Below are 16,394 nucleotides of genomic sequence, written 5' to 3' on the forward strand. Positions count from 1 at the left end.
AACATGAGCGAAAAATATGTTTATGGTTTTAATGAAGGCAACAAAGAAATGAGAGCTCTTTTAGGTGGTAAAGGTGCAAACCTTGCAGAGATGACAACTATGGGAATTTCAGTTCCTTATGGTTTTACTGTAACCACTGAGGCATGTACAAGATTTTATAAAGAAGAACAAAAGTTATGGGATGATTTAAATAAAGAAGTTTCTGAACATATAAAAGGCCTTGAAGAAGCCAATGGGAAAACCTTTGGTTCAACTGATGATCCACTTTTAGTTTCAGTTAGATCAGGTGCACCTATCTCTATGCCAGGTATGATGGATACTATTTTAAACCTAGGATTAAATGATGATGCAGTTATAGGTTTAGCTAAAAAAACCGAAAATGAAAGATTTGCCTACGACTCTTACAGAAGATTTATTCAAATGTTTGCAGATGTGGCTATGGGTCTTGATAAAAATAATTTTGAAAAATTATTAACCGCTAAGAAAAATGATAGAGGCGTAGACCTTGATACTGAGCTTAGCGCAGAAGACTTAAAAGAATTAGTAGATGAATATAAGGAAAAATATAATGAATTAAAGGGAGAAGATTTCCCACAAGATCCTCGTGAGCAACTTGACCTTGCTATTTCTGCAGTGTTTAAATCTTGGGGTAATGAACGCGCTATCCTTTATAGAAGACTAAATGATATTGATGATGCTATGGGAACAGCAGTAAATGTTCAGTCCATGGTTTTTGGAAATATGGGAGATAATTCTGGTACAGGTGTAGCATTTTCAAGAAACCCAGCAACTGGTGAAAATAAATTATTTGGTGAATATTTAATTAATGCTCAAGGTGAAGATGTTGTAGCAGGTGTAAGAACTCCACAAGAAATAGCTACCTTAAAAGAAGCTATGCCAGAAGTTTATGAAGAATTTGCAAGTACTGCTAAAAAACTTGAAGAGCATTATAAAGATATGCAAGATATGGAATTTACCATCCAAGAAGGAAAATTATTCCTCCTTCAAACAAGAAATGGTAAAAGAACTGCCCATGCTGCCGTAAAAGCTGCAGTAGATATGGTCGAAGAAGGATTAATTGATAAAAAACAAGCAGTTCTTAGAGTAAATCCAAAAGACTTAGACGGATTGCTTCACCCTACCTTTACAAACGAAGCAACGAAAAAAAATAAAGCTGTTGCAAAAGGCCTAGCAGCTTCTCCAGGAGCTGCAGTTGGAAAAATTGCTTTCACCGCAAAAGATGCAGCATTAAGAGCAACAGATGGTGAAGATGTAATCTTAGTTCGTGAAGAAACTTCTCCAGAAGATTTGGAAGGAATGGTAAAAGCAAACGGAATTTTAACTGCACGCGGTGGTATGACAAGCCATGCTGCAGTAGTGGCTCGTGGTATGGGTAAATGCTGTGTATCCGGTGCCAGCGATATCCATGTAAATGAAGATGAAGGAACTATGAGAATTGGAGATGAAGTTTATACTAAAGATGATACTATTTCTCTAAATGGATCTACAGGTGAAATATTCATAGGATCTCTTGAAACTCAATCACCACAACTAGAAGGAAATTTCGGTACATTCATGGGATGGGTTGAAGAATTTAGAGATATGAAAATTAGAACAAATGCAGATACTCCAAGAGATGTAGAGCAAGCCCTAGAATTTGGCGCAGAAGGAATCGGGCTTTGCCGTACAGAACATATGTTCTTTAAAGAAGATAGGATTTTCCAAGTACGTAAGATGATTTTAGCAAATGACCTTGAAACAAGAAAATCTGCCTTAGATAAAATATTGCCAATGCAAGAAGATGACTTCTATCAAATATATACACTTATGGGTGATAGACCAGTAACTGTTAGACTTCTAGATCCACCACTTCACGAATTTTTACCAAGGGGTGAAGCAGAAATAAAAGATTTAGCAGTAGAACTTGGTATAGAACCAGCAAGAGTTAAAGAAAGAATCACAGAATTAGAAGAAGTAAACCCAATGTTAGGTTTTAGAGGACTTAGACTTGGAGTAAGATATCCAGAAATTTCTCGTATGCAAGCTAGAGCCATCATTCAAGCTGCCATTCACTGCCATGAAGAAGGCAATGAAGTCATTCCAGAAATAATGATTCCTCTATCAAGTGATGTAAAAGAATTAAAATATGTAATTGATGAAGTAAATGATGAAATCAAACAAGTATTTGAAGAAAAAGGAAAAGAAATAAAATACCTAGTAGGTACTATGATAGAAATACCAAGAGCTGCAATAACTGCAGATGAGATTGCAGAAATCACAGACTTCTTTAGCTTTGGTACCAACGACCTTACACAAATGACCTTTGGTTTATCAAGAGATGATGCTGGTAAATTCTTACCACTATATCTAGAAAAAGATTTATTTGCCAAAGATCCATTCCAAGTACTAGACCAAAAAGGTGTTGGTTTCCTAGTAGAAACAGCTGTAGAAAAAGGTAGAGCTACTAATAAAGATTTACATTTAGGAATTTGTGGAGAACACGGCGGTGAACCATCAACTGTAAAATATTTATATAATGTTGGACTAGACTACGCATCCTGCTCACCATTTAGAGTACCAATTGCAAAACTAGCTGCTGCCCAAGCTGCTATTGAGAAAAAAGAAAATTAAGTAAATAATAAAAGACCTGGTATATGCCAGGTCTTATCTATTTAATATTTACTCTGCCTTCTGTAGTTCTTCTTTAGCGTGCACTAACTGAGTTATTAAATCATTGTAAGGGGTTTCAATATTATGCTTCTTGCCTTTTTCAACTACTGCCCCATTTATAAAATCAATTTCTGTTTTTTTATTGTTTTTTACTAAATCTTGGTACATAGATGGATAGTGATCTTTTGCCGATTCAGATGTTTGATAGATATAGTCTAACATTTCTTTTTTATCTAGTTTTATACCATCAGCATTTCCTACCTCAACAAATTCATTTACAAGATCATCAACTATTTTCTTATGGGCATTAGTTGAGAAAAATTCTCCTATCTTACATTTTAAAAGTGCTGATGTTGAGTTCATAGTTCCATTTACCATTACTTTTCTCCAAATAGCATGCATAACATTACTATCATATTTAGTATGTAAATTTGCTTGCTCTAATAAATCAGCAACCTTTTTACCTTCTTCTTCATTACCACCAATGTTTTGAACATCTATAGAACCAATTCCTGAAATATTTATAGAGCCTGGACCATTGATACCAGCTGCCCATACTGTAACACCCATATTAATTTGATCAAGGTTTACATGCTCTTTTAAAATTCTTTCATGCCCCATACCATTTAATAGGCACAGTACTTGCGTATTTTCATCTATAAGGTGAGATACATCTTGCATCATACTATCAAGTTTCATAGATTTTGTCATTACAACTATTAAGTCAGCTTTTCTACTAGCTTGAGTTGGTTTTAAGGCCACAATTTCAATTTTATCTTCTACTTTGCCAGTCACTTCTAAACCATTTTTATTTATATTATCAATATGTTCTTGCCAGTAGTCTAATAATATTACTTCACTATCAGTATTTTTTTGAATATGGTATCCAACAGTACATCCCATTGCACCACTACCTGCAATATAAACTAACATATATACTCCTCCTAATTTTTAAATTCAAAAATAGACTCATCATAAATTTTTACAAAACGTTCAAAGATATAATGAACTACAAATGTCACTAATATAGGTATCACAAACCAACAAATTAACATTAAAACAACATTCATCCCAGGTCCTTCTAAAGATGCTATGGGACTTACAAATCCTACTTGCCCAAAGCCACCAGTCTCAGGTGTATTAACAATACCAAAAATTGATACTGGTATAGAAGTGATTGCAGCAGATATCGCTATAGGTAAAGCCATAATTGGATTTGCAAAAAAGTTTGGCATCATCATTTTCATCGCACCAAGAAATATTGCAATCGGAACACCTTTACCATTATTTTTATTTTTTGCTGTTGCTATTGTTAAAAAATATGCACAAGTTGCTACACCCATTCCAGCTGCTGCAGCTGCCATACCATCAAGTCCTATTGCTAAAGTAATAGCTACTGTTGATATTGGACTAATTATTATTATAGAAAATGCAATACAAATTAATAAACTCATTAAAAATGGTTGTAAATTAGTAAAAGAGTTTATACCTTGTCCAATAAAAAACGTTATTTTCGAAACATAAGGAAGTAATTTAAATCCTAAATATCCAGCTCCAGCCCCTATTACTATCGGTAAGAGAATAATATTTAAAGATCCAAACTTATCACCTATCAAAAGCACTAAATAAACAGCTAAGGCAGCAGTTATCATAGTATTGATTAAATCACCAATACCTGCCAGCTGAAAAATAGGAGCCGTACTTCCATTTATGGTAGCTTCTACATATTTCCAGGCTCCTGAGCCTATCATAGATGCTCCACCTACAGCTGCTTGCTGCATGGCAGTTAAACCAAAATTATTTGCAACTAAAAATCCAGTCATAAGTGGAGTAAAAAATTGAAATACTTGAACAATTCTTAAAAACTCACTTGCGAATGTAGAATCAGGAAATAGTTTTAAGATAACAGCTAATACCGCATTTGGTATAAGAGCTATTACTATAGCCTGAGCTGTTCCATTTAGCACATTCATCAAGAAGTTTTTAGGTTTTATACTTTTATCCATATAACCTCCCTAAAATATACTAATATAATAAAACATAAGATAAAGATTGTCAAATAAATCACATTTTGTATTAAAGTAAATTATTATAATGTTTTATTTCAAACAACAAATATAATATCGGCTATATTTTAATAATAAAAATCCCCAAAGCTTAAACTTTGGGGATTAAGTAAGGTTAAATCAAATTATTTTCTTTTAACCAGATTTCTATATCTGTTCCTTTTGCTCTATCTTTTATTCCTTTAGCTACTAGTTTTGGAACTGGTAGATTTGGTTTTTCATAATCATTTAATGCACTTACTGCATTCATTAGGTATCTTATATCGTATCTTGAAGCGTATACTTCTGGAATTCCTTTTTCAACTCCGCATAGAGCATAGACAGCTTCCATAGCAGTTCTACCAGAGTATTCTGTTGTAAATACTGTATCTCTACCTGGTTTATCTAATGTTTCTGCAAATTGTCCCAAGAAAGCAAAGTTAACTGCTCCTTTTGGAACTACGTATGGCCTATCGCCAAACTCACGTGGTTCAAAATGGCTTGTGATATATGGCATCATTACTGGAATTGCAGAGCAATCTTTAGCTAATCTGTCAATTTCTGATGTAGGAACTCCTATATGATATAACCATTCTTTGGTAATTTCTTTACCAGTACAATCTCTCATTGGCTTATCTATATAGTTACCTTTTTTATCTGAGAATAGTCCATATACCCAAACACATACATCATCTTTTGGCTGACCAACGTATTGAGGTTGTCTATTTATTGTCCAGCTCATTAACCAATTTGAGTCATGGACAGTAACTATACCACCTGTCACAGTCTTACCTGTATATGGACTCCTTTGGGTAATTTTTTCTATATAATCAATTACTTCTCCACCATGTACTGTGACTGTACATGATTCCCAATTTGTTCTTTCTACATCTGAACAGAATTTATCTGGATGACCAAATTCGTCAGATTTTAAGGCTATATTTCTCCATAATTCCCAACTACCACCAAGATCAGCAGTTAGAGTTGCTGGAGTATCATCATCTCCATAGCTTGTTGATTCTGTCATAGATCCATTAGTAATAAATACTAAATCATTTTCTGATAAGTCTATGGATTTATCTTCTCCCTTACTATTTTCGATAACTAATTTAGTAGCAACTTTTTTCTCATCAGTTATATCAAAATCAACATCTTTTACAGTTACACCATATTGGAATTTTGCACCTTGATCTTTTAACCATTTTACAATAGGTTTTACAATTGATTCGTATTGGTCATATTCTGTAAATTGAAGTGCAGATAAGTCTGGTAATCCTCCAACGTGGTGAATAAATCTGTTTAGATATAATTTCATTTCTAAAGCAGAGTTCCAGTTTTGGAAGGCAAACATAGACCTCCATAAGGTCCAGAAGTCACTTTCTAAAGTTTCTTCACTAAATACTTCATCAATTTGTTTATTTACCAATTGATCATCTGCTGTAATAGTTAAATCTATTATTTCCTTTAAAGCTTTATCGCTTAGGTTAAATTTTCCGTTATCATATCTTTGTCCATTTTTATGGATGATACGACATTTACTGTAGTTAGGGTCATCTAAGTTTGTATAAAAGAAATGGTCTAGGATTGATTGATCAGGGTCTTCAGCTGATGGAACTGCACTATATAAGTCCCAAAGAATCTCAAAATGGTGACCCATTTCTCTACCACCACGTGCTACATAGCCATGGTACTCATCTTTATAATCACCATCTAAACTACCACCTGGCATTTCTAGTTGTTCTAAAAATGTAATATTTTCTGGATTCATATGTGCATCTTTTACTAGAAATCCACCAGCAGATAAGGCAGCAAGACCTGTTCCTATTATATATGCTTTTTTATCGTCTATATCTTTAGGTTTTCTAGCTTTGACAAGAGAATGGTAGTTACCATTTACAAAGTGAACTCTATCATCATAACTTTTTTTATTCATAATTACTCTCCTTTATGATAAGACAAATTTTTTAGCTGGTATATAATATCAGTTAAAATATCTTATATTTTTATATTACCCCCTAAACTAATTACTAATCATTTATATTCTTTTATTAGTATAATAATTATATAGAAAAATATTTATATAAGTTCTTTCATATTTAAATTATTATTAAATATATTTTCTTATTAAATTTATAGTTAGTAAATTATTATTTAAATTTACTTCTGCCTCATCTATTAGGTAACCTATTATTTTTATTTCTTCTTGATTATCAGAATCTAGCAATTCGTCATAATAATTATCATAAGCTAGTACCCTAGGATGATTTAGAATTTTTTTAAGCTTATCTATATCTATAAATATGGGATTAACCACTCCCTTAATATTTATATTTGTATAAGTCTCCTCTAAGCTAACATTTGCACTTATATTTTTAAAATCGTGAGTAACAAAATACTCCACTATTACATTTAAAATTTTTCTAGCCTTATCTCTTTCTCTAATCACGTTTACGCCTTTCTATAAAATTTTTATATAAAGGTACTAAAACTGCAGCTACTATACCTCCAGCTAGACCATTATTATATAAATTGATTCCTCCATGGATAAGTCCTGTATTAGTTGCGACAGCCTTATGAATAAATCCTGCAAATATACCTGCAAGAAATCCAAATTCACCTGCAATTGGTGCAAGAGTTGTTGAAAATAAAGCAGTAAGTATTGATGTTGTACTGGAAGGATCATATTTATTAATTAAACTTGTAAGATATACTCCTAGCATTATAGGGATAATATTTCTAGGGTGTTTACCAAAAGCTGCAAAACCCATTACAGTGAAAATACCTCCAAGGATAGGACCATTAAAGATACCCGCACTCATTTTTACAAATAAAATAGCAATCAAACCATTTAGGCCCATATTTATCATTACCAAATATTTATTTGCTTCAATAGTATAATCGGTAATAAGCTTACCACTTAAATCTAGGATATTTTTCTTATAGCCATTAAAGCCTTTATTTTTAATAATTCCGTAGAATGCTAGGAACAAGCAAAATATTAAAATAAAATAAAATGCATGATTGTCATTACCAGAATAAGTTTCACTAATAATTGGCATTTCTTTATCAAACATTCTAAGTATCCCTGCAAAAATTATTCCCAAAATTCCTAAGGTAAATCCTACGTTATATAAAGAGTAACCATCATGGAATTTTACAAAAGATGCAGAAATCGGAACTATAATTAACCCTATTATTATACCTGCTAAAAATCCTAGTAATAGGCCCACTGGTAAAGAAAAATCTAATCCAAATATTAGCAAACTAATAAGAGGACTAATACCAGTTACAAAACACATGACTTGCATGAGACTAGATATAGGGATTTTTTTAAATTTAGAATATAAATATACTCCAATCATTAAAGGTAGGGAGTTAATAATATTCTTACCAAAAAAACTAAAACCTGTTAGGGTAAATAGACCTGCAACTAGGGCACCTGTTATAGTAGCTCCACTTCTTTCTGCAAGTATGAGGGAGATAAAAAGCATGAAGCCTGCATTTACAAAACTTGCCCCTAGACCACCAATTTCCATATAATCTGATACTAAAATACTAGGAGCACTAATTATTTCTAATATACCTTTTTGGATATTTGAAACTGAGTCTAGGCTTAAACCAAAAATAATTAGTAGTAAACTAAGAATATAAAAATCTTTATACTTAATCTTACTTATTTTTTTCATTTTTAAACTTTCACTTTTTTACTTCTAACTTTAAAATTTTCTATGCTTACTTTGTATACATTTGTGATATTTAAACTCCTAGTTATAGGTATATCAAAATAATCAATCATATTCGGTGTATATTTTTGACAAATAGCACGCATAACTTCTATTTTCTCTTTATCTTCTAAGAGTAACTCTGCATCTCCATTTACAATTACAGACTCAAAGTTAGTTGTAAAAACTGTATTTACAAACTTACCATGCTTACTTGGATCTGTTACCATTTCTTCTATTTGATTTTTATCATATAAATCTGGTACTTCTACTTCTCCAATAAAGCTTATGCTAACCCTAGGATTTTCTTTTAAAAAATCTATATTTTTACCCTTTTGGCCTGTATGAAAATATAAACTATCACCTAATCTAATTATAGACATTGGTACTCCGTAAGCTTCGTTATTACTAGCCATAGATATAAGACCATATTCTGCCCTGTCGATAATTTGGTATGCTTGATAACGTTTTTCTATAGCTTTAATATCAGTCATAAACTCTCCTCCTCTAATAAATTTTACAAACCTCTTTTGACTTTAATTATAAACTACAAATACAGCCTTGACAACGTTTAAAAAACTATATTGATTTTATATAAGGTTATAATAACAAATAAATTCCATAAAAAAATAAATAAAGAATCTTTGATTTTATTGGATAGTCATAAAAAATTTGGAATTTAAAAATCGGCACAAGATTAGTATCTCATACCGATTAAATTATTAGTTACTTTTAAAATTAATTTAAAAATATAATTCTATGTTTATAACTTAAGTTCAAACTCTATTAATTATCCTATTGTCAAATTCATATCTGTTCTATCGCTGCTAATCTTTTGCCTGGAACTGAAGATAATAGTTTTTTAGTATAATCTTTTCTAGGATTTTCAAAAATTTCTTCTGATTCACCATATTCTACGCATTTCCCATGGTACATGACAAGAACTTCTTCAGCCACATGTCTTACTACAGATAAATCATGAGAGATGAAAATCATACTAAGTCCCAACTCTTTTTGTAAATTCTCCAGAAGATTTATTATTTGAGCTTGTATGGAAACATCAAGAGCAGAGGTTGGCTCATCTGCAATAATTATTTTAGGATCTACAGCAAGGGCTCTTGCTATGGATATTCTTTGTCTTTGTCCTCCTGAAAATTCGTGAGGATACCTATCCATATGATATTCAGAGAGTCCACAAATTTCCATGGTTTCTAGAACTTTTTGATATATTTTTTTATTATCTTTTTCTCCAAGTAGATTTCTAATTCCCGATGCAATAATATCTTTACATTTTTTTCTAGGATTTAGGGAAGAATACGGATCTTGGAAAATCATTTGAACATCTGTTCTATAATCTTTAAGTTCTTTTTTATTTGCAGATAAAATATCTTTACCATTATAGATAACTTCACCCTTAGCATCTGGGTATAAGCCCATGATGATTCTTGCAAGTGTTGACTTTCCTGACCCACTTTCTCCAACAACTCCAAGCGTATGGGAAGTTTTAAGATCAAAAGAAATATTATCAACGGCTATTAGATTATTTCCCTTTTTTAATTTAAATTCTTTTTCTAAGTTTTTAACTTGTAATATTGTTTTTTCTTCCATATTATCACCTATACAAGAAGCAACTTACCTTATGGCCATCAATATCAATTTCAGGAGGAACTTTCTTCTCACAAATATCCATCTTATACTCACACCTATCACAAAAATTACAACGCTCAGCAAGTCCTATAGGGTTTGGAACCGAACCTTTAATTGTATAAAGTTCTTCTTTTTTCATGTGTGCACTTGGAATTGATTTTATAAGACCTTTGGTGTAAGGGTGGAGAGGATTTTTGAAAATATCTTCTGCCCTGCCCCTTTCTACAACTCTTCCAGCATACATTACATTTACATAATCTGCTATGTCAGATACAACTGCCAAATCGTGACTTATAAAAATTATAGCAGTGTTCATATCTTCTTTTAACTTTTTCATAAGTTCCAAAACTTCTTTTTGGATAGTTACATCTAAGGCTGTCGTTGGCTCATCTGCAATGAGCAGCTTTGGAGAAGAAGAAAGAGCCATTGCAATCATAATTCTCTGTCTCATTCCTCCAGAAAGTTCATGAGGATAGGAGTTATAAACATCTTCTGCCCTATCAATTTCGACTTTTTTTATCATTTCCAAAGATTTTTCTTTAGCAGTTTTTTTATCCATTTTTAGATGGGTCCTAAAAACTTCTGAAATTTGATAGCCAATCTTTAAGGCTGGATTTAGTGATGTCATTGGCTCTTGAAAAATCATGGAGATTTCATTGCCCCTTATTTTTCTAAGCTCTTCAGCGGATAAATCTAAGAGATTTCTACCATCAAAAATAATTTCTCCAGATATTTTTTCAATGGAAGAATCATCTAAAAGACCCATTATAGCAAGACTTGTAACAGATTTACCAGAACCACTCTCTCCTACAATAGCCGTTGTTTTTCCGTAACGAGTATTTATATTGGCTTTATTTACTGCTTTTACAATACCTTGAGAACTTTTGAAAAAAACTTCAAGGTCTTTTATTTCTAATAACATACTACCTCCTAAATTTCGGATCAAAGGCATCTCTTAGGGCATCACCAACTATATTTAAAACTAAAATAGTTAGGGCAATAGCCATACCAGGAAAAAGTGTAATATGAGGGTAGTTTCTTATATAAGCCCTGCCCTCCGAAAGCATTTGTCCCCATTCTGCCTCTGGTGGCATAATTCCCATTCCAATAAATGAAAGAGAGGCTGCCGATAATATTGCTGTTCCTACTCCAATTGTTGCTTGAACAATTATTGGTGCAAAACAGTTGGGAAGAATTTCAGTAAAAATCAATTTTAAGTTATTGACACCAGCAAGTTTTGCTGCTTCCACATACTCTAAGTTTTTGACAGCCATGACCTGACTTCTTACAATCTTCGCATAAGAAGGAATAGAAGATAGGGATACGGCCAAAATTAGATTTTTCATACCTCCACCAAGGGCTGCTGCTAAAGCAATAGCAAGAACAAGCTGTGGGATAGATAATATTGTATCCATAATTCTCATTATAATTGCATCAAAGACTCCTTCATAGTAACCGGCAAAGGCACCAATTATAACTCCTATAACTGTAGAAATAACTACTGAAGTAAAACCAATCTTTAGAGAAATTTGAGCACCCTTTAAAACTCTAGAGAAAATATCACGACCGAAATTGTCAGTACCCATGATATGCTCTGCACTTGGTTTTAAAAAGTTTTCTTGAGGGATTTGCTCAGTATAGTCATAAGGAGTAAGAAAGTCCGCAAAAATTGCTGCAAGAATGATTAAAATCAAAATTACAAGGGCAACGACTGCGAGTTTATTTCTCTTATAATATTTAAAAAATGTTTTAAATCTATCTCGCATACTGCACCTACTTATACTCTGCTTTTATTCTAGGATTTATAAAACCATAAAGAATATCTACAATTATCGAAATTAGTAAATAAACTATGGCAATAAGTAAAATTGCTCCAAGAATAATTGGGTAATCACGAGTTTTTATAGAATCTACCATCAATCTACCAATGCCAGGAATTGAAAAAATTGTCTCTGTCAATATACTTCCACCCAGAAGCCCACCAGCTTGAAGTCCAATTGTTGTTATAACAGGAATCATAGCATTTTTTAGGGCATGGACTAATATAATTTTTCTTTTTAAAAGCCCTTTAGATAAGGCTGTCCTAATGTAGTCCTTATCTAAAACATCTAACATGGCTGATCTTGTCATCCTCATAATAACTGCAGAAGATTGAAAACCTAGAGCAAACCAAGGTAAAATCATCTGTTTGAAAGATGAAAATCCTGATGCTGGAAGTACTTTTAATTTAGTTGAAAATATTATTATAAGTAAAAGTCCTGACCAAAATATTGGCATAGCAAGACCTACCATTCCAAGGGCTGTAATTATAGAATCTATAGCAGTATTTTTCTTTATAGCTGCCAAAACTCCAAAAGATATTCCCATAATTATAGAGATAATAAGGGCTCCACTGGCAAGCTTAATTGTTGTTGGAAAAACTCTTAAAAGAGTCTCGGTAACTGACATACCTGACTGGTAACTTTTACCTAAATCAAAATGAAAAACTAAATTTTTCAAATAATTTCCATATTGAACTATAAAGGGATCATTTAACCCCAAACTTTCTCTGATTGCTTCAACTGTTTCCTTTGTCGCATTGGGACCTGCTGCAGCTAGAGCAGCATCTCCTGGAGATAGATAAAGCAGAGAGAATACTATAAAACTTATTCCTAACAGAGTAGGTATTAGTATCAAGAGTCTTTTTAATATATATTTTGCCATATATAATCCTTTCTTTGCTAGAAAGAGAAAATTCACCAAATAAGAACTTGGTGAATTTTTAAAAATTAATTTTCTAATAATGTTACATCTTTAAGTTCTTGCGGATATTTTGGAAGTAGCTTAAGCCCTTCTACCTTACTGTTTGCTGCCACAAGTGTTTCACCATAGCATATATATAACCATGGATACTCTTCATTTATAAGTTCTTGAGCTCTTTTGTAGACTTCTGCTCTTTTAGTTTCATCAACTGTTGCAAGACCTTCCTTCATTAGGTTATCAAGTTCTTCATTTCCAAAGTACATGTAATTTGGTCCATGACCCTTGTTTGATGAATGGAATGGTTGGAATAACTCATAGTGAGCATCTACAATAGATGGGTTCCAACTCATAATAAACATATTATGCTCTTGTCTTTTAAGTGCGTCAACAAATGCTCCCCATTCAAGTCTTTGTACATCTAGGCCAATTCCGTATTCTTTTAATTGAGCTTGCATCATTGTTGCAACATTCACTCTTTGAGTATTATCAGAAGTGTAGATTGAAAGATTATCTCCCTCTCCTACTCCTGCTTTTGCAAAAAGTTCTTTTGCCTTTTCCTTATCTACTTTATTTTCTGGTAAATCATCTGCAATAGAATATTTGAAGTTAGGGTTGATAGGGCTTGTTGCAAGTTTTCCACTATTCATATAAACAGTTTCAAAAATCGAATTCATATCAATAGCATTAACCATAGCTTCTCTGGCTTCTTTTTTATCAAAAGGTGCCTTTTCCATGTTAAATCCGATAAAGTGAACTGAGTTATCAAGTTTTCTAAATAAATTTAGGTCAGGATTGTCTTCTATGTTAGAAATTTCATTTGGATCAACTTTGTAAGCTAAATCAACTCCACCACTTTCAAGTTCAATAATTCTTTGAGATGCTTCTGGTATAACTTTCATTTCTATACCAGCAATTTGTGGTTTATCACCCCAGTAATTTTCATTTACTGAAAAATTTGCATGATCATTTTGCACCCATTCATCTAAAACAAAAGGTCCTGTTCCCATAGGCTCATTAGCAAGGTCTGCTCCATTTTCGACATATTTTTTTGAAAGAATGGAAACAGCTGGGTGGGAAAGTGAGTTTAAGAATGCAGCATCTGGTTCAGTTAGTTTAAAGGAGAAAGTCAAGTCATCTTCTTTTTCGTAAGAGTCCTTGTCAATTTTTCCGTAAAATGGTTCGAATTTTTCAGATTCTGCAGCTCTTTTTAGAGTAAATATAACATCATCCACTGTTAAAGGGTCTCCATTAGAGAACTTAACACCTTCTCTTAACTTTATTTTAAAGGTTTGTGGATCTGGATTTTCAATAGATTCTGCAAGTGAGTTTTCAATTTCTCCCTCTGCATTTCTTTTTACTAAAGTATCATAAACTTGGAGTAAGATATTTTCAGCATAGTCATCATAACCGTATCAGTTTCAAGGGTTGTTGTATCTTCTGAAACTGCAACTTTTAAGATTTTTTCTTCAGCTTCACTATTTTCATTTGATGAGCAAGCTGTTATAAATAAGGAAATCGCCAAAAGCATTCCAGTAATTATTTTCTTTTTCATTAATTATATTCCTTTCTTAATTACTTTATATGAAACAGTATCTAATATATATTAATTTGTATACCCTCTAATACACGAATAAACTATCAACTTCCTTTCTTAAATGTTTTATATGAATAGGCATTTTTTATATTAAATTAGCTAAATAAAGTCATACAGTTTTTTTCGATAAAAATATAATTTTTATAGACAACGATTTTATTTACCTAACAATTTTAATACTCCTAAATATAAAAAATACTTTATATCCTATCCTTTATATAGTTGCTTAAAAAATTAGAGAGCTTATATAGGAATTGCCCTTAAACTTTATCTCTAAGCACATCCTTATTTTTAGAAAATTTTATACCCAAGGATTTTACTATATTATATTAATTATATCATAGTCTACCTTATAAATTAAAGAAAAAAGTTATTAAGATTTCTTTTAACTTTATATTAGAAAGTTACGAATTTTACCTATAATTTATTCTAAAATATCTTTATTTAATAATCTAAGATTTTTTAACATTCGTTAATATAGCCTTTATAAATAGAGATTGCTTAATTGTTTGTACTAAGTAAAAATTTTAAAAAAAATAAGCCTATTAAAGACTTATTTTTTGTTACCAGCCATTCTCTCTTTTCCCCAATAAAATATAGCAATAGTTCCTGGTCCTATATGGCTACCAACGGTTGGTCCTATATTAAATATTTTTACTCCACCATCTATATGAGGAAATGCTTCTTCTATCATTTCTTTTACTTCGTTTGATAATTCTATATTATCAGCTGTTGAAATAAATACTTGATCATTGTAATCTTGACCGCCAATGGCATTGTCTTGCATTTTTTGAAGTAAAGTTTTTAATAACTTTTTACGAGTTCTTATTTTTGATGTAACTATCATATGTCCTTGATCATCTACTTCTATTAAAGGACAAATATGAAGAACTCCTCCTATACTAGCAGCAGTTTTTGATATTCTACCACCACGTGCTACATATTCTAAATTTTCGTTGCTAGTGTAGTTTATCACATGAAGTTTATTTTCTTGCGCCCAATTATATAACTGTTCAGCATTCATTCCCTCTTTTTTCAATTTTGATAGTTTAGAAACGAGCAATCCAACCCCCGCAGAGGCCATTTTTGAGTCTATTGGGTAAATTTTTCTTTCAGGAAAGTCTTCTTTTAATATATTTATAGCTTCAAGTAGTGATTCATATTGACTTGACATACCAGTTGATAAGCAAATATGAACTACATCTTGACCTTTTTCTAATAATGATTTTAGGTATTCTACATACTCACCAGTATTTATTCTAGAAGTAGAAGGAGAAGCACCCTGTCTCATATTGTCATAGAAAGTTTTCATATTTAGTGATTGTCCAAAGTCATCTAAATAATTTTTACCATCTAATTCATAATTTGCATTTATTACGCTTACATCTAGTTTATTTACGTAATCAACTGATAAATCAATAGTTGATTCACAGCTTAATATGTAATCTGTCATATTTCCCCCTTTTAGGAACTTTTAATACTCTATATTTTATCATAAGTTAATGATAAGTCTACCTTGTAATCTACACTTACTTGAGCTTATACCCTTGGTTTATAATTTTTTAATAATCTCTTTATTTATAATATTTTTATCAAATGTCACATTAAAAATATCCATTATAAAATATGATTCATCTATATCTACTTCTGGATATAGTTTACCTTTACTAACCAATATATCATCAAAACTTAATAAAAAGTTATTTTTGCAATCACCTATAACTATATATTGAACTAAAGGATAATCAAGATTGCCCTTATCATCTAAATAAGGATATCCTATTTCTAAAGGTTTTTTTATGTCTATATTTCTTTCATACAAATACTTAGCCAAATTCGGATAATACTTTTTTATATTTTTATAATAGAATTTACACATATCACAATCACATAAATCAGTATAGCTATTATAAAATTTTCTGTTTTTCTTACAATCTATATTCATGGCAATCCCTTATTAATATTAAAATTACT

Annotated in this window: 15 protein-coding genes; 1 reads left to right on the forward strand and 14 read right to left on the reverse strand. The window is 31.6% G+C overall.

Annotated elements, in window-relative coordinates; all coding sequences use genetic code 11:
• Positions 1-3 precede the first annotated feature (3 nt).
• Positions 4-2,631 carry a pyruvate, phosphate dikinase gene (gene ppdK / locus ACCQ40_RS03610; RefSeq protein WP_410032632.1) on the forward strand — a complete coding sequence of 876 codons (2,628 nt, stop codon included), beginning with the start codon at positions 4-6 and terminating at the stop codon, positions 2,629-2,631.
• 48 nt (positions 2,632-2,679) lie between these two features.
• On the opposite strand, the gene ACCQ40_RS03615 is transcribed toward ppdK, so the two are convergent.
• The 14 genes from ACCQ40_RS03615 to ACCQ40_RS03680 form a co-directional block, all read right to left on the reverse strand.
• Positions 2,680-3,603 (reverse strand): 2-dehydropantoate 2-reductase, encoded by a 924-nt coding sequence (locus ACCQ40_RS03615; protein WP_410032633.1) that lies wholly within the window; start codon positions 3,601-3,603, stop codon positions 2,680-2,682.
• An 11-nt stretch (positions 3,604-3,614) separates the two neighbouring features.
• Positions 3,615-4,676, reverse strand: a complete 1,062-nt coding sequence (locus tag ACCQ40_RS03620; protein ID WP_410032634.1) for a PTS sugar transporter subunit IIC — start codon at positions 4,674-4,676, stop codon at positions 3,615-3,617.
• Positions 4,677-4,851: 175 nt separating this feature from the next.
• A complete protein-coding gene (locus ACCQ40_RS03625; protein ID WP_410032635.1) occupies positions 4,852-6,648 on the reverse strand; it encodes an oleate hydratase in 1,797 nt (598 codons plus the stop codon).
• A 174-nt stretch (positions 6,649-6,822) separates the two neighbouring features.
• Positions 6,823-7,161 (reverse strand): hypothetical protein, encoded by a 339-nt coding sequence (locus tag ACCQ40_RS03630; RefSeq protein WP_410032636.1) that lies wholly within the window; start codon positions 7,159-7,161, stop codon positions 6,823-6,825.
• Positions 7,154-8,401 carry a DUF1576 domain-containing protein gene (locus ACCQ40_RS03635; protein WP_410032637.1) on the reverse strand — a complete coding sequence of 416 codons (1,248 nt, stop codon included), beginning with the start codon at positions 8,399-8,401 and terminating at the stop codon, positions 7,154-7,156. The genes ACCQ40_RS03630 and ACCQ40_RS03635 overlap by 8 nt, the downstream gene beginning before the upstream one ends.
• Before the next feature lie 2 nt (positions 8,402-8,403).
• Positions 8,404-8,931: a pyridoxamine 5'-phosphate oxidase family protein gene (locus ACCQ40_RS03640; RefSeq protein WP_410032638.1), complete on the reverse strand. Its 528-nt coding sequence runs from the start codon at positions 8,929-8,931 to the stop codon at positions 8,404-8,406.
• A gap of 313 nt (positions 8,932-9,244) precedes the next feature.
• Positions 9,245-10,045 (reverse strand): ATP-binding cassette domain-containing protein, encoded by an 801-nt coding sequence (locus ACCQ40_RS03645; protein ID WP_410032639.1) that lies wholly within the window; start codon positions 10,043-10,045, stop codon positions 9,245-9,247.
• A gap of 4 nt (positions 10,046-10,049) precedes the next feature.
• A complete protein-coding gene (locus tag ACCQ40_RS03650; RefSeq protein ID WP_410032640.1) occupies positions 10,050-11,006 on the reverse strand; it encodes an ABC transporter ATP-binding protein in 957 nt (318 codons plus the stop codon).
• A gap of 1 nt (position 11,007) precedes the next feature.
• Positions 11,008-11,850, reverse strand: coding sequence for an ABC transporter permease (locus ACCQ40_RS03655; protein WP_410032641.1), 843 nt, complete (start codon positions 11,848-11,850; stop codon positions 11,008-11,010).
• Between the two features lie 7 nt (positions 11,851-11,857).
• Positions 11,858-12,787 carry an ABC transporter permease gene (locus tag ACCQ40_RS03660; RefSeq protein WP_410032643.1) on the reverse strand — a complete coding sequence of 310 codons (930 nt, stop codon included), beginning with the start codon at positions 12,785-12,787 and terminating at the stop codon, positions 11,858-11,860.
• A 65-nt stretch (positions 12,788-12,852) separates the two neighbouring features.
• Positions 12,853-14,211: an ABC transporter substrate-binding protein gene (locus ACCQ40_RS03665; protein ID WP_410032799.1), complete on the reverse strand. Its 1,359-nt coding sequence runs from the start codon at positions 14,209-14,211 to the stop codon at positions 12,853-12,855.
• The gene (locus ACCQ40_RS03670; protein ID WP_410032644.1) at positions 14,184-14,378 is read right to left on the reverse strand and encodes a hypothetical protein; all 195 of its coding nucleotides are present in this window, start codon (positions 14,376-14,378) and stop codon (positions 14,184-14,186) included. Before ACCQ40_RS03670 ends, ACCQ40_RS03665 begins: the two co-directional genes overlap by 28 nt.
• A gap of 595 nt (positions 14,379-14,973) precedes the next feature.
• Positions 14,974-15,873, reverse strand: coding sequence for a DegV family protein (locus ACCQ40_RS03675; RefSeq protein WP_410032646.1), 900 nt, complete (start codon positions 15,871-15,873; stop codon positions 14,974-14,976).
• A 99-nt stretch (positions 15,874-15,972) separates the two neighbouring features.
• Entirely contained in the window at positions 15,973-16,254 is a 282-nt protein-coding gene (locus ACCQ40_RS03680; RefSeq protein WP_410032647.1) for a hypothetical protein, read from the reverse strand.
• Between the last annotated feature and the right edge of the window lie 140 nt (positions 16,255-16,394).

It is taken from the genome of Anaerococcus cruorum, assembly GCF_046365495.1.
Taxonomy (GTDB): Bacteria; Bacillota; Clostridia; order Tissierellales; family Peptoniphilaceae; genus Anaerococcus; species Anaerococcus cruorum.